The sequence below is a fragment of the Veillonella sp. oral taxon 780 str. F0422 genome (genome assembly GCF_000221605.1).
In the GTDB taxonomy this organism is placed as follows: domain Bacteria; phylum Bacillota; class Negativicutes; order Veillonellales; family Veillonellaceae; genus F0422.
Window position 1 is genome coordinate 62,377 of the sequence record NZ_AFUJ01000040.1, and the last position, 22,023, is coordinate 84,399.

Below are 22,023 nucleotides of genomic sequence, written 5' to 3' on the forward strand. Positions count from 1 at the left end.
TAGTATAAAGAAAGTTAGCAGAAAAAATAGGCAAAATAGCGGTTCATTGGTATAATAGTAAAGATAGTAAGAAATAGGTTCACTTTTTTCTTTCTAACTACGATTATATAGTTATGAAAGGAGGAATGTATGAAACCTGTAACAACACCTATGGAAAAACGCATTCGCATGGTTCGTGCTTGGTTAGATGCAGCAGCTAAGTCCTATGCTACAAAGGGAAGTGTGAAGGGGAACTTTCATTTATTCTTGGCTCAAGCAGAGATGAAGCAAATGAATGAGGGTAGACCCTCTATTGTGTCCTACGCACAACGAGCTATGTTAACTATTGCATTAGTAGGAGTCATAGGGGTAACACATTGGTGGCTATCACAACATGAAGCAGGGAACGTAACACATACTCCTGTCATAGAAACAAAGGTAGAGGTGAAACCTGCACCTGTGTCTTCCACAGTGGTAGTGAAAGAATCACCAACCATAGAACAGGCTGAACCTAAGCCCGTAGAGACGGTGATAGAAACCAATCATGTTGTAACAACACAGCCCAATGTAGAACCTAGAAAAGATCCTACTATTAGCTCGAAAGACATGGTACATGCAGTGCAAACTGGTGGACGTATTTTGCGAGATTAGCACCTTTTATATTCTAAGGAGGAACATATATGAAGGGAAACCTATCTTATAAGAAATTTTTAACCTTTGCTGTCCTAGCGGCAATCAGTACAACTCCAGTATTTGCTGATACTGCTACTACGACTGAAAGTGGCAAAACAATTGCTAAATTATCCATGGAGGATTTAGGAAAGCAAAATACTACACGCCAAGAAACAGTAGCCTCTGGTGATACGGCTACAGAGGCAGCGATTGCAGCAGCTCGTGAAGGTTTGTCTGAGGCTGCACAACGTGATGCTATTGAAGAACAACGTAAACGTGTTGATAACTCTTCCTTAGCTACTAATGACAAAGAAGTTAAAGTTATCACAAAAGCTGGTGGTGATAAATTAGAAGAAGCACAGGCGGCAGGTGTGGAAACAGCGATTCCTCAAGTACAAGCTCGTTATTTCACATCCCTAACTGAAGCGGAGTTACAAAAATATGTAGGCAAAACGATCACTCATATTTCTATTGAAGGTCTTGACCAAGCAAATCAACCGGCTTTCCTTTCTTTATTACAAGGTAAAATTGGTGATGCTGTTACAGTAGAAGGAATCTCTAAAGAGATTGCTAACCTAGGTGGTTCCGGTGTTCTTTCAGAAATTACACCAGTATTTACAGAAGTACCAGAAGGTGTAAAAGTAGCATATCATGTAACCTTAAACCCAGTGATTAAAGGTGTGTCTGTAGAGGGTAATACGGTATACAAAACAGATGTATTATTGAACTATTTAGGTGTACAACCTAACACTGTGTTAAATACTATTGCAGTTGGTGAAAAAGTACAAGGTATCAACGCAGCGTACCAACGTGATGGATATATTTTAGCTCATGTAAAAGATATGGCTGTAGATGACAATGGTGTATTACACGTATCTGTAGTAGAAGGTATTGTAGAACGTATTACTCCACATGGTAATAAAAAGACTAAAGATCGTGTGATTACTCGTGAATTTAACCAAAAAGTGGGACAACCATTTAATAAATTCTTAGTACGTCGATCTGTAGAGAAAGTATATAACTTAGGTTTCTTTGATGATGTAAATGTACGTTTAACACAAGGCTCCACAGAAGAAATGGTGAACATTGAAGTGGACGTACTAGAACATAAAACAGGTACGATTACATTAGGTGCAGGTTATTCTGATGCTGATGGCTTTGTAGGTATTGTAGAAGTGGGTGAAGAAAACTTACGCGGTACTGGTGATAAAGTGAAAGTTCACTGGGAGTTTGGAGGCACAGCAGGTTATAAAAACTACTCTGTTTCCTACTTGCGTCCATGGATTGATAGAAAAGGCACATCTTTAGGGGTAACCTACTACAATCAATTAAACGAATATACAGATTACAACGAAAAAGGACAATCGAAAGCTACCTATGACAGAAAATCTAATGGCTTTAATATTTCTTTAGGACGTCAAACGGGTGAGTTTACTCGTGATTATGTCACATTAGAGCATCGTAAAGATACTTATGTTTGGGATAATAAAGATTCCAGTGGTTTCCGGTATGATACAGATGTAAATGGCGGTCCTGGATCAGGATATCGTTGGAATAATGAGGGCTATAAGTTTGCTAGCACAGGATATATTAAACATAACTTTGGCACAACAAACAGCATTAGCTGGCAAAAAGTATTTGACTCCCGTGATAATGTATACGAACCAACACGTGGTAAACGTTTATCCAGTACATTACAATGGGGTGGTCATGGCTTAGGTGGTGACTTTAACTTCTATAAATTCACTGGCGAAGCTAGAACGTATAAAAAAGTAGGTAATAAACAAGTGCTTGCCTTCCGTGCACGATTAGGTTGGGCAATGGGTGATTTACCATATAGTCAATTATATACAATCGGTGGTTCTGATTCTCTTCGTGCTTATGAGGATGATCAATACCGTGGTAAAAAAATGTACAACTTTACGGCAGAATATCGCTTCCCAATTTGGAATAAAGTAAGCGGTGCATTATTTACAGATTTAGGTGATGCATGGGATGCACCAAATGTACCTTGGTTCAAACATTCTAAAACATTTAATGTTTCTGTAGGTGCCGGCGTGCGTGTGACAACACCAATTGGTCCAGTACGTATCGACTATGGTATTAGTAAAGATCAAAAGAAATTCCACTTTAGCTTTGGTGGACAATTCTAATTGATGACTATACAACAATGGATAGGAGGGGCTTTCCTAATGGTTACATTAGGGATTCCCTCCGTCTATGGAGCGCCTGTTCAGACTGTGGATGTGGACCTACACAGTACAACAGGAACGATTCCAGCAGCCTTAAAAACACGTATGGTAGCTAGCATTCAAGGTGCAGCTTCCTATATATACAAAGGTAAAGAGGATTCTTATATCAAGGAATCTATACAGGCCTATGAAAAGGCTACAATAGATGTAGTGGATCGCATTCTATATGGATATACGGTAAAATCTATATCTATGGATATTGGTGAATCTATGTATATGCGCCTTACATTAGAACCCTATGGAAATGTGGTACAATCTATAGAAACTAAGTTTAACTATGGGAATATATCTCCTTATGGACAATCTCTCATACATAGAGATATAGGAAATGTAAAGCCCCGGTTAGAGCAAATTCTTTTGGGAGCATCCCTGGAGTCCTTAGGTTGGATTACACCATTAGCACAAAAATCAATTCGAAGTGAATTAGAAGGAACTCTTCCTGAATTTACACCACAAATTGATATTGTAGGTGGAGAATTAGCAAAGGCTACCGTATATTTAGTACCTCATGGTAATAGCGTACATCGTACAGATGTGGCTATTCACTCTAATACTTTACCGAGTGCTCTTTTTTATAATATGCGTCAATATTATGAAAAAAAGTTACAACAATTAGAGGGACTACCTGTGTCGTTTGTGCGACGTCATCAGTTGATGATAGAATCGGAGATACAAGAAGAACTTAATATAAGTCGGGGTGTTACGCAATTTGGTGTGACCATGACTCCAGAACTTCAGGTAGGTACGGACACAAGATTAGACATTCACGTGGATTCCTCTAAGTATATCCTTCGAGGCGAAGGGTATTTGGATATGGGGCGTGGTGTGGATTCTGTAGGATTACGAGTGTATACGGGGGTTCATCGAGGTCCCCATGATTGGTATTTAGAAACAGAGTTTTTACCCAATCGTTTGAAATGGTCTTTTGCGCCATCGTATGGGTATCAATTCAGTAAAGATACAAAGGTAGGTTATCAATACAGCCTGCCGAATCATCACCATCATGGTTTTGTATACCAAAATATTGGTACACGTTGGAATGCAAGATATGAAAGAGATATAACTGCGAAAGCTAATGAATTTGCTCTTTCCTATGATGTACATGAATATTTACGATTAGAATATGTCTGGGGTGACCAGGATCGTTGGTTACGCCTAATAGGACGAATATAAGGAAAGAAGGTAGATACACTATGATGCGTTTATTGAATAATAAAAAGAATGTAAAAACAGTGTCTATCATTGTAGGCATTCTTTTTGTCATCAGTGTGGGGGCTTTGGCCTATACACAGATGGCGGGACATGGTGGTTCCAATGCAGTGAGCAATATCGGTGTTATTGATATGCAGCGAATTGTAGAAAGCAATCCAAACTTAGTGCAAGATGCACAACAAGAATATGCTGCCTATAATGAAGAACTACAAAAAGAATTTAATGAAAAATCTGCTAATTTAGATGAAGAAGGTAAGGCTAAATTATCTAATGAACTTCGTCAAAAGATGCAAGAAAAACAACAAACAATTCAAGAAAATCTAAAAAAACGTGTAGATGAAGCTTCTAAAACAGTAGCTGATGGCAAAGGCCTTAGCGTGGTATTGAGCCGTGAATCTGTATTGTTTGGTGGTACTGATATTACAGACCAAGTGAGCAAGAAGCTAGCAGAAACTAAATAAGGTAACATCCAAATGGGAAAAGGACCTATCTTCGCTTTATTAGGTATACTTGTATGTGCTGCTAGTATTGGTAGTTATTATGTATATCATCAGCCTGTGGCTTTGCAAGGACCACGGATTGGGGTTGTACGTTTGCAAGAGGTAGTAGAAAAGCATCCAAACTTTCATAGTTATGATGAACAAAAGAAAGAATTGTTACGACTGGAGGCTCAACGGGACAGAGAGGATGAACTTCTCAAATCTAAATTGGGTACTGAAGTGGGAAAATCTGAAGAACATCTAAAACAGTTAGAATCAAATTTAACTGAAAGTTTGAATCAGGAGCTACAAACAAAAATTGCCTTACGTGAAGCTGAGTTAAATCAAGAGTTAGCGGCTAAGCAACGTGAATTGATTGAACGATATCGTAAAAATTACAAAGTAGAACCTAGTGAAGCAGATATAGAAATTGTAAATTTACAATTGTGGTTAACAACTGAAATGAAAGTAAAACCGATTGATGAAGAGCAACGAAAACGTTGGGACACTCTAAAAGCTGAGAAGGAACAACGATTATCTGATTTGTTAGCACAACGGAGTCATCGTATCAGCGGATCTCAACAATGGAAAGATTTAGAAGCCAAAGTGGCTGAGGCGATGGTACCTGCCCAGACAGAAGCACAGCAGAAGTTAAGTGCCTATGCTACTGAGCAGGCAAAAGCCTTAGGGGCACAGCGAGATCAATCTATGAAAGGTCTGGTGGATTCGCAACAAGAAGTGTTGGCTAAGGTTCACCGTGAGGGCACCACTTTGTGGGATGCAGAATGGGAACAACGATTGGCACAAAAACGGGATGAAGTACAAGCCCTACATGATGCCATTTTAGAAGATATTCGAGTTCGTGCAGGAGTGTTGGCTAGAGCTAAGCAGTTAGATTTAGTGCTGGTAGATCATATTACAGATCGTACGGGTATGGATTTAACAGAAGAAATCATTCAATCGTATGGACAATAAAGGAGTAAAGTGATGAAATCAATGTGGAAACGTATGGCTACAGGTGCCATGATGGTATGTGCATTAGGATTAGTAGCTGGTTGTGGATCAAGTGAAAAAGTAGGTGTGGTAAACACTGAAAAGTTAGTGCAAGAAAGCCAAAAAGCTAAGGATATTAATAAAGAAATGGAAGCTAAACAAAAGGAAGTTACAGACCGTTTAGCTCAAGTGCAAGGTACACAAACTGAAGAGCAATTCCAACAAACACAATTAAATGCACAACAGGAATTGCAAATTTATGGACAAGCAAAAGGTAAAGAGTTTAAAGCCTATGTGGAATCCAATATCCAAGCTGTAGCAAAAGAAAAAGAATTGACTGTAGTAGCAAATGATCAAGCCATTGTAAGTGGTGGAATTGATATTACAGAAGATGTGCTTAAAAAAATGAATGAAAGTGCTTCCTCCGGAGAAACTAGTAAATAATAAGAGAGTAAAAAGTAAGGAGGCTTCATAGTGAAGTTTTCAGTAGAAGACCTAGCCAAATTGGTTGAGGGCACTGTATATGGCGATGGTTCCATTAATATTGAAGAAGCCCGTAGTTTAGATCAAGGTGCAGCTCATGCTATCAGTTTTGCTATCGGTGATTATAGAGAGTTTGCCAAAGATAGTAAAGCAGGAGCTTTGTTAGTAGATACTAAAATTGAAGGGTGTGAAACTCCTCAAATTGTGGTGTCTAATGCTAAAGCAGCTTTTGCCAAATTGCTAGAAGTATTTCACCCTCCGGTGGTATTCCCAGAGGGGATTCATGAAACAGCAATTATTGGTAAGAATGTAACAATCGGAAACAATGTAAAAATTGGACCTTATTGTGTAGTTTATGATAATGCTATTATTGGAGATAATGTTACATTACACGCCTATGTATATATTGGACATAATGTGCGTATTGGTGAAGGTACAACGATTTATGCAAGTTCCATTGTGCATGAGAACTGTATTTTAGGAAAACGAGTTGTCTTACGTGCGAATGCTGTTGTAGGTGGAGAAGGGTTTGGCTTTGCCACGGAAAATGGTAAACACACACATATTCCACAAGTAGGTAATGTTATCTTAGAAGATGATGTGGAAGTAGGATCTTGTTCTTGTATAGACAATGCTACTATGGGATCTACCTTAGTTCGTCGTGGCACTAAAATAGATAATTTAGTTCACCTAGGCCATAATGTAGAAATTGGAGAAGATTGTTTCTTAATTGCCCAAGTCGGTATCGCAGGTAGTACAAAATGTGGTAACCATGTTATCTTTGCTGGACAAACTGGTTGTACAGGACATATTACAATTGGTGATAATGTTACTTTTGCAGGAAAAACAGGCATTACAGGTAATGTGCCATCGAATGGACTTTATGCAGGGTTCCCAATGCGACCACATAAAGAATGGTTAAAATTAGCTGCCTATGAAAGCCGTTTACCAGATATGGTAAAACAGTTAAAAGCATTAGAAAAAGAAGTAGCTGCATTACAAGCTAAATTAGAAGATAAATAGGTGTAGATATGTTATATACCTGTATGAAAGTGTTAAGTGCTATCCTATGTGCTTTGCCGTATCGAATGCAATATGCTATTGGGTATCTATTAGGGCAATTAGGATGGATTTTTACACCAAGCAATCGAAAACGATTGGCCATTGGACAAATATTATTTTGTCGTATTACAGATGATCCTGTAGAGGCAAAACGAATTGCCAAAGCCAGTGTGACAAGATTTGGTCGCATGATTGTGGATGTGCTTCGTTATCCTGAAATTAAAGATGGTAAATACAAAGAGATGTTCACCATGGAAGGTAGAGAATATCTAGAAGATGCCAAAGAAGATGGAAAAGGTGCTATTATTATTGCTCTCCATAGTGGAAACTGGGAATTACTAGGAGGTATTTTAGCATCTGAAGGATATCCTTTGATTTCAGTAGCGATGCAGCAACAAGGTGATGCGGACAAATTTATCAATGAATATCGTGCGCTTATGAAACAACACGTCACTTATAAAACAGGTGTTCGTGAAATGGTAAAAGAACTGCAACAAGGTTCTTTTATAGGTCTTATTATGGACCAGGATCCAGGAGATAAAGGTCAGTTGGTTCCGTTTTTTGGCTATGAAACATTGACTCCCGTAGGACCTGCGGCAATGGCTCGTATGCAGGATGTGCCGATTATTCCTATAACAATACGTTTTAATGAATATACTGAGAAATACGAAATTACTGTACATCCACCTGTATACGCTGAAAAAACAGAAGAGCGGAAACGTGATATTGCGGTTACATTGACGATGCTCAATGAATGGGTGGAAGATTATATTCGAAGATATCCAGAAGATTGGTTCTGGCTTCATAATAGATGGAAATGGACACGTCGCTTTTATGGTGATACCATAGAAGTACCACCAGATGTGATGAACCAAAAACTGTAGAAAGGAGGCCCTTATGAAACAACAAACAATTAGTAAAGCAATAAGCTATGAAGGGGCTGGATTACACAGCGGTTTACCTGTGCAAATGCGTATCCTTCCTAGTGAGCCCAATACAGGGATTACCTTTGTACGTACAGATTTACCAGGCACTCCTTCTGTGAAGGCAGATATTCGCAATGTTACGAATACAATGCGTGCAACTACTTTAGAAGATGGGGAAGCCAAAGTATTTACAGTAGAACATATTTTAGCAGCTTTCTACGGCATGGCTATTGATAACTGTATCATCGAGTTGAACTCACCAGAACCTCCTATAGCAGATGGTGGATCAGCCACATTTGTACAACTTATCAAAGAGGCAGGTATTGTAGAACAAGACGCAGACCGTCGTGTGTACACTGTGAAACAGTCTCATGGCATCTATGAAGAAGATAAATTTATCGTGATTCGTCCTTATGATGGATTCCGAGTGACTTTCACAAGTATCAATAGCCATCCTATGCTAGGTACACAACATGCAGATTATGAAATTAATCCTGATGTGTTTGCTACAGAAATTGCACCAGCTAGAACGATTGGCTTTACGAAAGAAATTGAACAATTGCAAGCTATGGGTTTGGCGAAAGGCGGATCTACAGAGAATGTGATTGTCTATGATGATACAACTTGTTTATCGGAACTTAATTTTCCAGATGAATTAGTGCGTCATAAAATTTTAGATATATTAGGCGATTTATTCTTAGTGGGCCATCTAAAAGGCCATATTATTGCTGTGAAATCGAGTCATAATTTAAATTCGCGATTAAGTAGAGAAATTTTAAAAGAAATGCAAGAGGAGGCATAACATGATTCTTACAATTGAAGAAATTATGGAAATTCTACCACACCGTTATCCATTCTTATTGGTAGATCGTATTATTGAAATGGAACCAATGAAACGTGCGGTAGGTCTTAAAAATTGTACTTTCAATGAGCCACATTTCATGGGTCACTTTCCAGGTAACCCTGTGATGCCAGGTGTATTGATTACAGAAGCAATTGCTCAAGTAGGTGGTATTGCACTCTTGTATCCTGAAGAAAATCGTGGCTTAACACCAATGTTTACAGGTATAGATAAAGTACGTTTCCGTCATCCAGTTAAACCTGGTGATCAAGTACGCATCGAGGCGGATGTAGTAAAAATCAAAGGTCGTATGGGTAAAGTAGAAGGTCGTGCGTATGTAGGTGATAAATTGGTGGCAAGTGGTGAGTACATGTTCGCCTTAGTGAAGCCAGAATAACTTTCAAAATGTAAGGAGTGACACAGATGATCGTAGTTGGCATGGAAAATGCAACATCTGAAATTCATAGTACTGCAGTCATACATCCAGATGCAAAAATTGGTAAAAATGTTATTATTGGTCCTGGTGCAGTCATTGGAGAACATGTTGAAATCGGAGATGGTACTAAAATTGGCGCTAATGTAGTTATTGGTGGCTGGACAACGATTGGTAAAAATAATGAATTTTTTCCAGGTTGTGCTATCGGTTTGGAACCACAAGATTTAAAATTTAAAGGTGAAAAAAGTTATTGTATTATTGGCGATAATACAGTAGTTCGTGAATTCGTAACTATCAGTCGTGCTACTGGTGAAGGGGAAGAGACACGAGTTGGTAACAATTGTTTGTTCCAAGCGTGCACACATGTGGCGCATAACTGTATCGTAGGCAATAATGTTATCATGAGTAACTGTGCAGGCCTTGCAGGTCACGTAATTGTAGAAGATCGCGTGGTTATTGGAGGTATTGCAGGGGTTCATCAGTTTGTAAAAATTGGTCGTAATGCTATGGTTGGTGGTATGGCGAAAGTCGTACAAGACATCCCTCCCTATGTCATTGCGGATGGACAGCCAGCGCATGTAATTGGGTTGAACTCTGTAGGGTTAGCTCGCGCTGGAGTATCTGAAGAAGTGCGTCGTGAGTTGAAGAAGGCATTTCGTATTCTATATCGCAGTGGCTATAGTCTGTCTAAAGCAATTGAAGAAATGGAATTGAATTTAATATCTTCTGTTGAGATTGAACACATGCTACGTTTCTTACGCAATGCAGATCGTGGTATCATGCGCGTACGCAGAGATTAATAATGGAATTATAATACATGGAAGAGCATACAATGTATGCTTTTCCATGTATTTTTTATTGTGAACTTTCATGCCATTTATGCCCTATATATGGTATAATATAGATTAGAATTTTTATAATTAAAAGTTAGTGGGAGGCGTTATGGCGAAAGTAGGATTGATTGCAGGAATTGGTAATCTGCCAGTTGAATTTATGCGAGCTGCTCAACATGAAGGCTATGAAGTTGTGGTCATTTCTGTTGTAACAGAGGGAGCTCCTGAATTACAAGCAGAGGCCGATGCATACTACCAAATCAGCGTCTTTAAATCAGATACAGTGATTAAAACGTTCCTTAAAGAGGGCGTCACAGATGTGACTATGTTAGGAAAAGTAACAAAAGAACATCTGTATAAAAAGATAACAACCATACCAGATATGCGTACGATCAAATTGTTGAATCGTTTGCGCAATCGTAAAGATGATACGATCATGCTAGCTATCGTAGAGGAATTAGAAAAAGAAGGACTAGCGGTAGCGGATCAAACAAAATATATGAGATCTCTTATGCCACCAGTAGGTGTCATGACAATGAGAAAACCAACAGAGGTGGAGCAATTAGATATTGAGTTTGGCTTTACCTTAGCGAAACAAATGGGTGCACTTGACATTGGACAAACCGTAGTAGTGAAAGAACAAGCGGCGATGGCCATAGAAGCCATTGAAGGAACCGATGAGTGTATCAAGCGAGGCGGTGCCTTGGGTCGTGAAGGGGCTGTGGTGGTAAAAACTGCAAAACCTAATCAGGACGTACGTTTTGATGTTCCAGCGGTAGGTATGAAGACGTTAGAATCTATGATTACCGGTAACTGCAAGGTCCTAGCTATGGAGGCGAAACGGACGATTTTTGTTGAGCAAGAAGCAGTTTTGCAAAAAGCAAACGAATTAGGTATCGTAATCTGTGCCGTAGAAGGGCCGGATGAGGAGTAAGCATGAAGATTATGTTTTCTGCTGGTGAAGCATCAGGAGATACGCATGGTGCCAGTGTGGCAAAGGCTTTATTGGAGGCATATCCAAAAGCACAACTATTTGGCATGGGCGGAGACTTGATGAAGGAAGCGGGTGTGAATATTATATACGATATTCAGCAACTAGGGTTCATCGGTATTGTTGAAATAATAAAACATTTGCCCACATTTTTTAAACTTCGCAGCTTCTTAAAAGAAGCTATGCTACGAGAAAAGCCAGATGTGTTGGTGTGTATTGACTATCCAGGTTTTAATATGAAGTTAGCGAAGGTGGCAAAAGAATTACATATACCTGTGGTGTATTACATTGCCCCTACCATTTGGGCTTGGAATAAAGGACGAGGCAAGGATATCGCTAAAACGGTGACAAAAGTAGCTTCTATTTTTCCTTTTGAAGCAGAGGCATACCGTGAATTTGGTGTAGATGTGGAATTTGTAGGGAATCCTTTGGTAGATATTGTACATCCTACCATGTCCGTCGAAGCAGCACTTGCTCATTTTGGTGCAGATACAAGGAGTCGTAATATTCTTTTGATGCCAGGTAGTCGTAAACAAGAAGTAGAAGGGTTATTACCAACAATGCTGGCAGCAGCAGAACGGTTATATAAAAATCATACAGATTTGAAGTTCTTCTTACCACGGGCACATACAATACCTAGAGAAGATATTGACAGAATTTTACAAAGTTATTCTGTACCAGTCACTGTTACAGAAGGTCATAACTATGATTTAATGCAGATTTGTACCGCATGTATTGCGGCTTCAGGGACAGCTACCTTAGAAACAGCCTTGATGGATGTACCTACTGTATTAATTTATAAAGTGGCACCTGTTACGTATGGAATTGGTAAATTACTGGTAAAAATAGATCATATTGGATTGCCTAATATTATGGCGAAGCGTCGCATTATTCCTGAGTTATTACAGGGGGATGTAACGCCAGAAAATGTAGAACGAGAACTAGCTAATATCTTAGATCATGAGGCGGTATATACGCAGATGAAAGCTGATTTAGCGCAAGTGAAAGTAGAATTAGGGGCACCGGGAGCGGTGCAACGTGTAGCTGATGTCATTGCATCAGTCGCAATGAAGGAGGCGTAAATGAATCGTTATAAACAACTATTGGCATTTATTGTGCCATATAGGATGCGACTCATATTAGGGATATTTTGCATGATTGCAGCTGCCATGGGGTATTTAGTGGTACCATGGTTAATCCGAAATGTAGTGGATGGCGTATTGCAAGATAAAGATTTAGGCTTATTAACATTAATTGTGATTGCTATTTTAGTAATTTTCTTGCTTCGTGGATTTGCTACCTATGGGCAAAACTATATGATGGCTTATGTAGGACAGCGCGTGGTTATCGATATTCGTGAAACCTTATTTAAGCATTTACAAAAGTTAGACCAAGCTTATTTTGACCGCCGTAAAACAGGGGGTATCATGAGCAATGTGACTAGTGATGTAGGTGCATTACAACAAGCTATTGTAGATAACCTTATATCGTTTATGACAGAAGGAGTTACCTTAGTAGGGTCCTTAGTCTTCATGTTTTACTTGGATTGGAAACTATCCCTTTTAACATTGATTATTGTGCCTGTTGTATTAGGATTAACGAATATATTTGGTAAAAAATTGCGCTCTGCAGGTCATGAGGTACAAGGTAGAACAGCGGATATTACGGCGTTTTTACAAGAAGTTATCTCAGGGGTGCGCGTGATTCGTTCTTTTGCTCGTGAAACATATGAATTTAAGCGATTTGAACAAGAGAACCAAAATAACTTTGATGCTGCTATGAAAGCTACAAAATTAACAGCTGTCATGGGGCCTATGGTGGAATTTGCAGCGGCCATTGCAGTAGTGATTATTCTATGGTATGGCGGATATTCTGTAGTGCAAGGTTATATTACAGCAGGTTCCTTGATTGCATTCTTAATTTATGCTATTAACTTATCTAATCCTGTGAAACGCTTAACTCAAGTCTATGGTAACTTGCAAAAAGCAATGGCAGCAGGAGATCGTGTTATCGACATTTTAGAAACAGAACCACATGTGAAAGAATCACCAACGGCAAAAGCATTAACTGATGTACAAGGAACTGTAGAATTCGACAATGTACAATTTGCTTATGATGAAGATAATTTAGCTCTAAAAGGCGTCAACTTAACGGTGAAACAAGGGCAAACCGTGGCGATTGTTGGCCCTTCTGGAGCCGGCAAATCAACGATAGCGAACTTGTTACCACGTTTTTATGATGTAACAGATGGCGCTATTCGCATTGATGGTGTAGATGTGCGAGATGTCACATTTACTTCCTTACGAGAAAATATTGGTTTAGTGCCACAAGATACGATGTTATTCAATGCAACAGTACGTGAAAATATTTTATATGGTCGCTTAGATGCTACTGAACAAGAAATCATTGAGGCGGCTAAAGCAGCGAATGCCTATGAGTTTATTGAAAAATTACCGAATGGATTTGATACGATTGTGGGAGAGCGAGGTAACTCTTTATCGGGTGGTCAGCGTCAACGTATTGCTATTGCACGAGCTATCTTGAAAAATCCGAGCATTTTAATTCTTGATGAGGCTACCTCAGCCTTAGATACTGAAAGTGAAAAAATTGTACAAGAAGCGTTAGAACGACTAATGAAAAATAGAACGGCGCTAGTCATTGCTCATAGATTGAGTACTATTAAACATGTCGATCATATTGTGGTCTTACAGCAAGGTTGTGTTGTAGAAGAAGGCACACATGATGAATTATTAGCGTTGAATGGCTTATATAGTCATTTATATTCTGTTCAATTTGCCAGAAAAGGATAAACTATGTATTGGATATACAATATACTTCTCATTATCTATTGGATTGGCTTGATACCGGTGATTCTCTACCGTTTGGCCTTTGAAGAAGGATTCTACGAGCGGATCAAACAAAGTGCAGGATTCATGCCTAGCACATTGATGAAAAAATTGAAGGTAAACGGGCTATTTGGTTGCATGCGGCTTCTGTAGGCGAAATTGTAGCTACCAGCCCATTGGTGAAAGATATCAAAAAAAGCTTTCCTGATGCAGTTGTAGTTGTATCTGTGGTAACCGCTACTGGACATGCCATGGCACGCCGCATCATTCCGGAAGCAGAAGGGATTATTTTCTTCCCTTTAGACTTGCCATTTTTGACACGAAGAATTTTGACAACGATTAAGCCCATTGCAATTTTATTGGTTGAAACTGAAATTTGGCCAAACTTTCTTCGTATTGCCAAAGCTGAACAGATTCCAGTTATGATGGTCAATGGTCGTATCAGTGATCGTTCTATGTCACGATATATGCATATTAAATCTTTTATGCATGATATGTTGGGGTCCATAGATCGATTCTGTATGCAATCTAAATTAGATGCGGAATATATCACTGTATTAGGGGCAAATGTACAAGAGGTAACCGTTACAGGGAATACGAAATATGATCAAACCTATGCAACGGTAACAGATGAAGAAAAAGAACAATTGCAACATGAGTTTGGATTTGGACATAATCATCCTATTATCGTGGCAGGTAGTACACATAAAGGGGAAGAGGATAAGTTGTTTCAAGCGTTTAAAGAAATTTTACAATCTTATCCCAATGCGCGATTACTGATTGCACCTCGCGAAATTATGCGTGGCCATGATGTAAAAGCATTATCTCAAAAATATGGGTTGAAAGCGATTTGTCGTAGTGCTATGACAGAACCTGTACATGAAGAAATTCCAGTAGTGATTTTAGATACCATCGGTGAATTAGGTCGTCTATATAGTTTGGGGGATATTATTTTTGTAGGTGGATCTTTAGTAAAAACTGGAGGTCATAATATATTGGAACCAGCTGCTCATGGTAAGCCAATTATTGTAGGACCACATATGTTTAACTTTAAGGAAATCTATAGTTTGTTGAGCTCCCGTGGTGCTTGTACAATGGTACATGATGAAAGAGAATTATTAAAAGTATTGCAAACTTTGTGTGCTAACCATGCTATGCGAGAAGAGATGAGTCGTCATTGCTTGGAAGTAGTCAGTGAAAATCGGGGAGCTACACAACGCAATACAGAGGAGTTACGCCGTCTTTTTGAACGCTTTCACATAGTACCATAATCGATTCATATTAGTTTTAATATCCTAAGTTATACTAAGGGGATACGGAGGAGGTTTACTCATGAAAGGAGAACAACTCTTTAAGCATATCATTAGTGGACAGATGGAAGGCTCCTTGGGAGATGCTCTGCGCAATGGTTTGGAAAAGGCTAGTAAAGTCTATGAAAGAGTCGTAGAATATCGCAATGAACGCTATAACCACCCACACCGAGTATTGCGAATGCCAGTGCCGGTCATTAGTATAGGAAATATTACAGTTGGAGGCACGGGCAAAACACCCATGGTACGTTATGTCTGTGAAACATTAGATACAGCCCAACATACAGTGAGCGTCTTAAGCCGTGGTTACAAGGCAGATAATAATAAAAAGCCTATTGTCGTATCTAGACGAGGGGCTGTTGATGTATCCTCTTTTATTAGTGGTGATGAAGCTTGGTTATTGGCAAAAACATTACCTAATGCGAATGTTATTATAGGTTCAAAACGAGTAGAGTCTGCAAAAATTGCCGTTGAAGATATGCAATCCGATGTGCTTGTCTTGGATGATGGATTTCAGCATCGTGCCTTGGGCCGTGATGCAGATATTGTGTTGATTGATGCAAGTCACCCATTTGGTTATGGTGCGGTATTGCCAAGAGGGCTTCTACGAGAACCATTGGAAAACTTGAAGAGAGCTACCTATATTGTGTTAACGAAAACGAATCAAGTGGATTCGGAACAACTAGAAGCACTACGTGCAGAGATTCATTCCTTGGCACCTCTTGTTCCGGTGGCAGAAACCATTCATCAAACAGTGGGTTTTCAAACCTTGGAAGAATGGAGCCATAATGGCCCGATTCATGATATTAGTGACTATGATGGCACTCCATTGCTAGCGATTAGTGGTATTGGACAACCTAGCTCGTTCATTGCTAATTTAGAAAGCTATGGATTTACGGTGCAGGATATGATGAGCTTTGGTGACCATCATGATTATTCCGAAGATGATGTTGTAAAGCTATGGCAACACTGCTTTAAAACGGGGATTCAAGGCATCATTACAACGGAAAAAGATGCAGTTAAGCTATCACAAGTACGGGCTATACGAGATTTAAAGATTCCTGTGTATGTATTAGTGATAGGTATTGAATTTACCAAAGGTGAAGAAGATTTTAAATCTTATGTCTTGCAAATAGCAAAGGGGAAGTAATATGCGTATAGCTTGTATTATTCCAGCTCGTTATGGATCTACTCGATTACCGGGTAAACCGTTGGCAATGATTGGTAATAAGCCAATGATTCAACGAGTGTATGAACAAGTTTCAAAAGCCACTGAAACTCATGAGGTGATTGTGGCCACTGATGATGAAAGGGTATATGAGGCGGTCATCCAATTTGGTGGACAAGTTATGATGACAAGAGCGGATCATTTGACGGGTACTGACCGGTTAGCAGAAGTAGCATCTACAAGAACTGATATTGATGTGATTATCAATGTACAAGGTGATGAGCCGTTGATTGATGCTTCTGTTATCGATGCATTGGCACGTCAATTCAAAGAAGATTCAACCTTACAAATGGGGACGGTAGGCTGTCCTTTGTTAGAATCAGAATATAATGAGCCTAGTGCTGTCAAGGTAATTGTAAATCGCCTAGGGAATGCGATGTATTTTTCTCGATCTTTAATTCCTCACCCTAGACATGCATTTGTGGTTCCTCCACTCAAGCATGTAGGTATGTATGGATATAATCGTCAGTTTCTATTAACATATGCTAAGATGGAACCGACACCAGCAGAATTAACTGAATCCTTAGAGCAGTTACGAGCCTTAGAAAATGGATATACGATCCGAGTCATTACTACAGACCAGCGCTTTGTTGGAGTAGATACACCAGAAGATTTAGAACGAGTGAATGAAATATTTCACCAATTAGAAGCATAAACAATTTTGTTTAGAAAGGAGATACAATGAAAACAGTACAAGTAGGCAACCTTACACTTGGTGGAGGGAAAAGCTTATTTCTATTAGCAGGTCCATGTGTAATTGAGGGCTATGAACGTACATTAGAGATTGGTCGTCGCGCGAAAGCAATTTGTGATAAAGTAGGTATTCCCTACGTATTCAAAGCTTCCTTTGATAAAGCCAATCGATCTAGCTATTCTTCATTCCGTGGCCCAGGTCTCGTAGAAGGTTTAGAAATTTTGAAAGCTATTAAGGAAGAATTGCAGGTACCAGTAGTAAGTGATATCCATGATATTACTCAAATTGATGCGGCTGCAGAAGTATTAGATATTCTTCAAATCCCAGCCTTCTTATGTCGACAAACTGATTTGGTATACGGAGCAGCAGCGACTGGAAAATGCGTGAATGTGAAAAAAGGTCAATTCATGGCTCCGAAAGATATGAGCAATGTATTGAAGAAAATGGAAGAATCAGGAAATCAAAACTTGATGCTTACAGAACGCGGATTTAGTTTTGGTTATAATAATTTAGTGGTAGACATGAGATCCTTCCCAATTATGCGTTCCTTTGAGTATCCAGTTATTTTTGATGCTACGCATTCCGTACAATTACCAGGTGGGGCAGGTACAGCTTCTTCTGGTCAACGTGAATTTGTTGCGAACCTAGCACGCGGTGCTGTAGCAAGTGGTGTAGATGGATTGTTCTTTGAAGTTCATGATAATCCAGAAGAAGCCCTTTCAGATGGGCCAAACATGTTATATTTAGACTCTCTAGAAGAACTATTAACTGATTTAGTGGCTATCGATAAAATCGTAAAAAAATAGTACAGATGTAAAGGATGCAGGTGAACTATGAAGATACTTGAACGAGCAGCACAGGTGCTCCAAGAAGAATCAAAAGCAGTGTTAGACTTAATTGAAACATTAGATCATCGTTTTGAAATGGCTGTAGAGTTAATTTTAGCAGCTAAGGGACGCGTGGTCTGTACAGGTATGGGAAAATCTGGACATATTGCACGAAAAATTTCGGCTACATTAGCGAGTACAGGTACACCTGCATTATTTTTACACCCTGGTGAAGGGGTACATGGTGATTTAGGTATGGTAACATCTGATGATGTAGTATTAGCGTTCTCAAATAGTGGGGAAACTAGTGAAGTCATTAGCTTATTGCCTTCCTTGCGCCGTATTGGTGCTAAATTAATTTCTGTAGTGGGAAACCCAAGTTCTACATTGGGAAAAAATTCTGATGTAGTCTTGGTTGTGTGTGTAGATAAGGAAGCCTGTCCGTTAGGGCTAGCTCCCACTAGTAGTACCACCGCAGCATTGGCATTAGGCGATGCATTAGCAGTATGCTTATTAGATCAACATAAATTTACGCCAGAAAACTTTGCTGTATTCCATCCAGGCGGTTCCTTAGGTCGTAAATTATTGCTCACAGTAGAAAATATTATGCATAGCGGAGACGACAATCCTATTATTCATAAGGGTGCTACTGTGCAAGATGCATTATTTGTCATGACCAACAAAGGCCTTGGAGCAGCTAATGTAGTAGATGAAGAAGGTAAATTAATCGGGTTAGTAACGGATGGAGATATTCGACGTGGTCTAGATTCTGGATGTAATTTCCTAGTATGGTCTGTGGAAGATATGATGACGAAATCACCGCGTACCATTACTAAAGATAAACTAGCGGCAGAAGCGCTTCATATGATGGAGAAAAATCAGCCTCGTCCGATTACTGTATTACCAGTTGTTGGACAGGATGGAATGAGCCTTGGTTTAGTACATATTACAGATTTATTGCGGAGAGGTATTGTGTAATGGCAATACGTTGTTTAGCTCTAGATGTAGATGGAGTACTTACAAAAGGTGAGATTATTTATACATCTAGTGGAGAAGAAGTGAAAGCTTTTCACGCAAAAGATGGTTTAGGATTAGCTTTGGCGAAGCGCATGGGATTGCAAACAGCCATTATTACTGGGCGTACATCTTTCATGGTAGAAAGACGAGCAAAAGAGTTAAACATTTCTCATATTCAAATGGGAAGTCATAATAAGAGTGCTGCCTTACAGGAACTCTTACATACATTACAATTAGAGGCTCATGAAGTAGCTTATATGGGCGATGATCTCAATGATTTAGGCATTATGTCTAAAGTAGGATTAGCTATGACACCACAAGATGGTGTATCAGAAGTGCAAGCAGTAGCTCACTATATCTGTCAAGCAAAGGGCGGAGAAGGAGCTGTGCGAGAAGCAGTGGAGTATATTTTAAAGCAAGAAGGACTTTGGGAGGATGCTGTGCGTACATATCGTGAGGAATCCTATCAAGTAGGTCAATAGAAAGGAGGCTTTCATGGCAGGAGAATGGCAATATACAGCCTTAAAAACACTAAGTAAGTTAGTTTGTACATTACCTTATTCTACAATCTTATCCATTGGAGCATCTCTAGGACCTTTATATAGATTAGTAGGGAAAAACAGGTCAAACGAGGATTACATAACCTCATGATTGGCCTTTCTATAGATGAAAAAGAAGCGAATGCTATATTAGGTCGACTCTTTCAAAACTTAGGTCGCTCCGTTATGGAAATGTTGTACATGCCGAACTTAACACCTCAGTTCATTAAAGAACATATTGAAATGCGTGGATTAGAGCATTTAGATGCAGCCTTAGCAGAAGATAAAGGTGTTATTATTTTGACGGCTCATGTAGGCAACTGGGAATGGATGGGAGCAGCCTTAGCGGCCCATGGTTATCCATCTGCAACGATTGTTAAAAGCAGCCTAATGCTCAATTTACTAGATTGCTGAATGAATACCGTGAAATGGTAGGTTTAGAAGTATTTGCTCGTGGTGGATCCGAAATGAGGGGTGCTGCACAGGCAATGAAAGCGAAGAAACTATTGGGATTTTTAGCCGATCAAGATGGATGGTATCAAGGATTACCTGTCATGTTCTTGGGACAAGAATCATCAGCAGTGACGGGACCAGCATCATTTGCGAAAAAATTTAAAGCCCCTGTAGTTCCTGTATTTGCCTCTCGTAAAGAGAAAGGGCACATTGTACATATATTACCTCCTTTATATTATGAAGATACAGGTGATGTAGAGAAAGATATGTTCCGCTTAACAGAAGCGACTGTTAAAATTACGGAAGATTTTATTAAGGAACATCCAGACGAATGGTTATGGTTCCAACATCGTTGGAATACGAAAATTCATGAAATTGTAGATATTGAACATAAACTACAAGTACGGGAGGCTGTGCATGAAGAACAATAAAAAAACTTCTCCTCACGATTGTGGTAGGCATTTTAATTCTTTTGGGAGTTGGATATTTTTTGTATGGTGGAGTAGAAACCACCACGATGGGACCCTCTGGAAATTCTATTAGTTTTAATGGAACAGAATTGAAAGAAGAAAAAAATGGACAACTTATTTGGTCTGTCAAAGCAGAAAAGATAAGTGTTGATCAGGTCACAAAAGTAATTACCTTAGAAAATGTAACCGGGGCGTTTCATAAGGATGGAAAAATACTTACAGTGAAAGCACCAAAAGGCGTGGTATCTAAAGACCATGGACAGATTACATTATCTGGTGGCATTGAGGCTACCTCTAGTACGGGTGCAACTCTTCGCACAGAAGGGCTAGAGTATAGAAGTAAAGAACAGTTATTTAAATCAACTTCTAAATTTATTTACACCGATGTTGACACAACATTAGAAGGTGATGTGCTAGAAGGTGATATGATTTTGCAGCAAGTAACAGCAAAAGGTCATGCTAAATTGATTCGCAAGTAGGAAGGATATTCATGAAAATACAACGTTTAATCATGGCTGCTCTTATGGGTGGTGCTATGATGATTCCCGTATGGGCAGCGCCAACGGATGCAAATCCTGCTGGCAACAGTAATTTAATGATTACAGCCGATCAGTTGACATATGATGGAGTTAGTGGTCGTGCTGAGGTAAAAGGTAGTGTAGTTATTACCAAAGATGATAAGACTATGACTGGTGCTATAGGTTGGTATAATACGAACACACAAGAAGGATATTTAACTGGTGGAGTGAGTATGATAGGCACTAATATGTCAATGGCAGCATCAGAAGTGCATGTATTACATAATCAGCAATTTGATGCTACAGGTAATGTACATTTGCAAAAAGATGATCGTCAATTATACGGTGATCATGTAAACTATAATACGGAAACTGGTTATGGTGAAATTATTGGTAATGGACAGTTAATGGTGGCTGATAACATTTTGACTGGAGAGCATATTACAGCATTTACAAACGAAATCTCTGCCACAGCGAAAGGGAATGTAACCGTATCTAGTACAAGTCGTAATATAAATGCCACAGCAGATGAAGCTGTATATACGCAGACTCCAAATCAAAATGATGGAGTGGCTTATTTAAAAGGTAATGCAAGAGCTGTACAAAATGGTAATGTCTTAGAAGCGCCAGAATTAAAAATTCAACTTAGTGATAATAGTGCAGAAACGCTTGGTGGGCGCAGTACCTTAATCATTACTCCAAAGTAAGGAGAATTTATGTTTATACAAACCAAGGATTTAGTAAAAACCTATAAATCAAGAAATGTAGTGGATAAAGTGAGTGTTCGTGTGGAGGAAGGCGAAATTGTGGGATTGTTAGGCCCCAATGGAGCAGGCAAGACAACTACTTTTTATATGATTGTAGGTGTAGAAAAACCTAGTTCAGGAAGTATCTGCATCGGTGATGTGGATGTGACCCATATGCCGATGTATAAACGATCTGCCTATGGTATTGGATATTTG

General features: G+C 39.2%; 25 protein-coding genes and 1 pseudogene. All 26 read left to right on the plus strand.

The window, feature by feature from the left end; all coding sequences use genetic code 11:
- The first annotated feature begins 129 nt into the window (after positions 1-129).
- Positions 130-630 carry a hypothetical protein gene (locus HMPREF9200_RS04835; protein WP_009353650.1) on the plus strand — a complete coding sequence of 167 codons (501 nt, stop codon included), beginning with the start codon at positions 130-132 and terminating at the stop codon, positions 628-630.
- A 29-nt stretch (positions 631-659) separates the two neighbouring features.
- Entirely contained in the window at positions 660-2,804 is a 2,145-nt protein-coding gene (locus HMPREF9200_RS04840) for an outer membrane protein assembly factor (protein WP_009353681.1), read from the plus strand.
- Positions 2,805-2,807: 3 nt separating this feature from the next.
- Complete coding sequence (locus HMPREF9200_RS04845) at positions 2,808-4,076, plus strand: hypothetical protein (protein ID WP_141558195.1); 1,269 nt, start codon at positions 2,808-2,810, stop codon at positions 4,074-4,076.
- A gap of 20 nt (positions 4,077-4,096) precedes the next feature.
- Entirely contained in the window at positions 4,097-4,576 is a 480-nt protein-coding gene (locus tag HMPREF9200_RS04850) for an OmpH family outer membrane protein (protein ID WP_009353684.1), read from the plus strand.
- Positions 4,577-4,588: 12 nt separating this feature from the next.
- Entirely contained in the window at positions 4,589-5,569 is a 981-nt protein-coding gene (locus tag HMPREF9200_RS04855; RefSeq protein ID WP_009353685.1) for an outer membrane protein OmpH, read from the plus strand.
- Between the two features lie 12 nt (positions 5,570-5,581).
- Positions 5,582-6,031 carry an OmpH family outer membrane protein gene (locus HMPREF9200_RS04860; protein ID WP_009353717.1) on the plus strand — a complete coding sequence of 150 codons (450 nt, stop codon included), beginning with the start codon at positions 5,582-5,584 and terminating at the stop codon, positions 6,029-6,031.
- Between the two features lie 30 nt (positions 6,032-6,061).
- Positions 6,062-7,093, plus strand: a complete 1,032-nt coding sequence (gene lpxD / locus HMPREF9200_RS04865) for a UDP-3-O-(3-hydroxymyristoyl)glucosamine N-acyltransferase (protein ID WP_009353697.1) — start codon at positions 6,062-6,064, stop codon at positions 7,091-7,093.
- Positions 7,094-7,116: 23 nt separating this feature from the next.
- Positions 7,117-8,016, plus strand: coding sequence for a lysophospholipid acyltransferase family protein (locus HMPREF9200_RS04870; protein WP_038144801.1), 900 nt, complete (start codon positions 7,117-7,119; stop codon positions 8,014-8,016).
- A gap of 13 nt (positions 8,017-8,029) precedes the next feature.
- Positions 8,030-8,860, plus strand: coding sequence for a UDP-3-O-acyl-N-acetylglucosamine deacetylase (gene lpxC / locus HMPREF9200_RS04875; protein ID WP_009353641.1), 831 nt, complete (start codon positions 8,030-8,032; stop codon positions 8,858-8,860).
- Position 8,861: 1 nt separating this feature from the next.
- The gene (gene fabZ, locus HMPREF9200_RS04880; protein ID WP_009353694.1) at positions 8,862-9,296 is read left to right on the plus strand and encodes a 3-hydroxyacyl-ACP dehydratase FabZ; all 435 of its coding nucleotides are present in this window, start codon (positions 8,862-8,864) and stop codon (positions 9,294-9,296) included.
- A gap of 26 nt (positions 9,297-9,322) precedes the next feature.
- Entirely contained in the window at positions 9,323-10,135 is an 813-nt protein-coding gene (gene lpxA / locus HMPREF9200_RS04885) for an acyl-ACP--UDP-N-acetylglucosamine O-acyltransferase (protein WP_009353663.1), read from the plus strand.
- A 142-nt stretch (positions 10,136-10,277) separates the two neighbouring features.
- Positions 10,278-11,102, plus strand: a complete 825-nt coding sequence (locus HMPREF9200_RS04890) for an LpxI family protein (protein ID WP_009353707.1) — start codon at positions 10,278-10,280, stop codon at positions 11,100-11,102.
- Between the two features lie 2 nt (positions 11,103-11,104).
- Positions 11,105-12,241: a lipid-A-disaccharide synthase gene (gene lpxB, locus HMPREF9200_RS04895; RefSeq protein WP_009353711.1), complete on the plus strand. Its 1,137-nt coding sequence runs from the start codon at positions 11,105-11,107 to the stop codon at positions 12,239-12,241.
- Entirely contained in the window at positions 12,242-13,969 is a 1,728-nt protein-coding gene (locus HMPREF9200_RS04900; protein WP_009353695.1) for an ABC transporter ATP-binding protein, read from the plus strand. It begins immediately after the preceding gene.
- A 3-nt stretch (positions 13,970-13,972) separates the two neighbouring features.
- Positions 13,973-15,276 (plus strand): annotated as a pseudogene (locus HMPREF9200_RS04905) (3-deoxy-D-manno-octulosonic acid transferase).
- Positions 15,277-15,337: 61 nt separating this feature from the next.
- A complete protein-coding gene (gene lpxK / locus HMPREF9200_RS04910; RefSeq protein WP_009353666.1) occupies positions 15,338-16,465 on the plus strand; it encodes a tetraacyldisaccharide 4'-kinase in 1,128 nt (375 codons plus the stop codon).
- A 1-nt stretch (position 16,466) separates the two neighbouring features.
- Complete coding sequence (gene kdsB / locus HMPREF9200_RS04915) at positions 16,467-17,198, plus strand: 3-deoxy-manno-octulosonate cytidylyltransferase (protein WP_009353664.1); 732 nt, start codon at positions 16,467-16,469, stop codon at positions 17,196-17,198.
- Between the two features lie 26 nt (positions 17,199-17,224).
- Positions 17,225-18,043, plus strand: coding sequence for a 3-deoxy-8-phosphooctulonate synthase (gene kdsA / locus HMPREF9200_RS04920; protein WP_009353639.1), 819 nt, complete (start codon positions 17,225-17,227; stop codon positions 18,041-18,043).
- 27 nt (positions 18,044-18,070) lie between these two features.
- Positions 18,071-19,042: an SIS domain-containing protein gene (locus HMPREF9200_RS04925; protein WP_009353645.1), complete on the plus strand. Its 972-nt coding sequence runs from the start codon at positions 18,071-18,073 to the stop codon at positions 19,040-19,042.
- Positions 19,042-19,563 carry an HAD family hydrolase gene (locus HMPREF9200_RS04930; RefSeq protein ID WP_009353671.1) on the plus strand — a complete coding sequence of 174 codons (522 nt, stop codon included), beginning with the start codon at positions 19,042-19,044 and terminating at the stop codon, positions 19,561-19,563. Before HMPREF9200_RS04925 ends, HMPREF9200_RS04930 begins: the two co-directional genes overlap by 1 nt.
- Before the next feature lie 13 nt (positions 19,564-19,576).
- Positions 19,577-19,732 (plus strand): hypothetical protein, encoded by a 156-nt coding sequence (locus tag HMPREF9200_RS09010; protein WP_255260727.1) that lies wholly within the window; start codon positions 19,577-19,579, stop codon positions 19,730-19,732.
- Positions 19,729-20,034 (plus strand): lysophospholipid acyltransferase family protein, encoded by a 306-nt coding sequence (locus HMPREF9200_RS09015; RefSeq protein ID WP_009353661.1) that lies wholly within the window; start codon positions 19,729-19,731, stop codon positions 20,032-20,034. The genes HMPREF9200_RS09010 and HMPREF9200_RS09015 overlap by 4 nt, the downstream gene beginning before the upstream one ends.
- A 14-nt stretch (positions 20,035-20,048) precedes the next feature.
- A complete protein-coding gene (locus tag HMPREF9200_RS09020; protein WP_009353715.1) occupies positions 20,049-20,504 on the plus strand; it encodes a lysophospholipid acyltransferase family protein in 456 nt (151 codons plus the stop codon).
- Positions 20,505-20,524: 20 nt separating this feature from the next.
- A complete protein-coding gene (gene lptC, locus HMPREF9200_RS04940; protein WP_176604756.1) occupies positions 20,525-21,022 on the plus strand; it encodes an LPS export ABC transporter periplasmic protein LptC in 498 nt (165 codons plus the stop codon).
- Positions 21,023-21,078: 56 nt separating this feature from the next.
- A complete protein-coding gene (locus tag HMPREF9200_RS04945; RefSeq protein WP_240633682.1) occupies positions 21,079-21,768 on the plus strand; it encodes an LptA/OstA family protein in 690 nt (229 codons plus the stop codon).
- A 9-nt stretch (positions 21,769-21,777) separates the two neighbouring features.
- The coding region (locus HMPREF9200_RS04950; RefSeq protein WP_009353693.1) for an ATP-binding cassette domain-containing protein at positions 21,778-22,023 on the plus strand (246 nt) is incomplete at its 3' end.

Coding starts and splice junctions, on each gene's coding strand:
- HMPREF9200_RS04845 (WP_141558195.1), top strand. CDS start 2,808: ATGACTATACAACAATGGATAGGAGGGGCTTTCCTAATGGTTACATTA.
- HMPREF9200_RS04890 (WP_009353707.1), top strand. CDS start 10,278: ATGGCGAAAGTAGGATTGATTGCAGGAATTGGTAATCTGCCAGTTGAA.
- HMPREF9200_RS04900 (WP_009353695.1), top strand. CDS start 12,242: ATGAATCGTTATAAACAACTATTGGCATTTATTGTGCCATATAGGATG.
- HMPREF9200_RS04860 (WP_009353717.1), top strand. CDS start 5,582: ATGAAATCAATGTGGAAACGTATGGCTACAGGTGCCATGATGGTATGT.
- HMPREF9200_RS09020 (WP_009353715.1), top strand. CDS start 20,049: ATGGTAGGTTTAGAAGTATTTGCTCGTGGTGGATCCGAAATGAGGGGT.
- HMPREF9200_RS04850 (WP_009353684.1), top strand. CDS start 4,097: ATGATGCGTTTATTGAATAATAAAAAGAATGTAAAAACAGTGTCTATC.
- HMPREF9200_RS04835 (WP_009353650.1), top strand. CDS start 130: ATGAAACCTGTAACAACACCTATGGAAAAACGCATTCGCATGGTTCGT.
- kdsA (WP_009353639.1), top strand. CDS start 17,225: ATGAAAACAGTACAAGTAGGCAACCTTACACTTGGTGGAGGGAAAAGC.
- HMPREF9200_RS04930 (WP_009353671.1), top strand. CDS start 19,042: ATGGCAATACGTTGTTTAGCTCTAGATGTAGATGGAGTACTTACAAAA.
- fabZ (WP_009353694.1), top strand. CDS start 8,862: ATGATTCTTACAATTGAAGAAATTATGGAAATTCTACCACACCGTTAT.
- lpxC (WP_009353641.1), top strand. CDS start 8,030: ATGAAACAACAAACAATTAGTAAAGCAATAAGCTATGAAGGGGCTGGA.
- kdsB (WP_009353664.1), top strand. CDS start 16,467: ATGCGTATAGCTTGTATTATTCCAGCTCGTTATGGATCTACTCGATTA.
- HMPREF9200_RS04925 (WP_009353645.1), top strand. CDS start 18,071: ATGAAGATACTTGAACGAGCAGCACAGGTGCTCCAAGAAGAATCAAAA.
- lpxA (WP_009353663.1), top strand. CDS start 9,323: ATGATCGTAGTTGGCATGGAAAATGCAACATCTGAAATTCATAGTACT.
- HMPREF9200_RS09015 (WP_009353661.1), top strand. CDS start 19,729: ATGATTGGCCTTTCTATAGATGAAAAAGAAGCGAATGCTATATTAGGT.
- lpxB (WP_009353711.1), top strand. CDS start 11,105: ATGAAGATTATGTTTTCTGCTGGTGAAGCATCAGGAGATACGCATGGT.
- lpxK (WP_009353666.1), top strand. CDS start 15,338: ATGAAAGGAGAACAACTCTTTAAGCATATCATTAGTGGACAGATGGAA.
- HMPREF9200_RS09010 (WP_255260727.1), top strand. CDS start 19,577: ATGGCAGGAGAATGGCAATATACAGCCTTAAAAACACTAAGTAAGTTA.
- HMPREF9200_RS04870 (WP_038144801.1), top strand. CDS start 7,117: ATGAAAGTGTTAAGTGCTATCCTATGTGCTTTGCCGTATCGAATGCAA.
- HMPREF9200_RS04945 (WP_240633682.1), top strand. CDS start 21,079: ATGATGATTCCCGTATGGGCAGCGCCAACGGATGCAAATCCTGCTGGC.
- HMPREF9200_RS04840 (WP_009353681.1), top strand. CDS start 660: ATGAAGGGAAACCTATCTTATAAGAAATTTTTAACCTTTGCTGTCCTA.
- HMPREF9200_RS04855 (WP_009353685.1), top strand. CDS start 4,589: ATGGGAAAAGGACCTATCTTCGCTTTATTAGGTATACTTGTATGTGCT.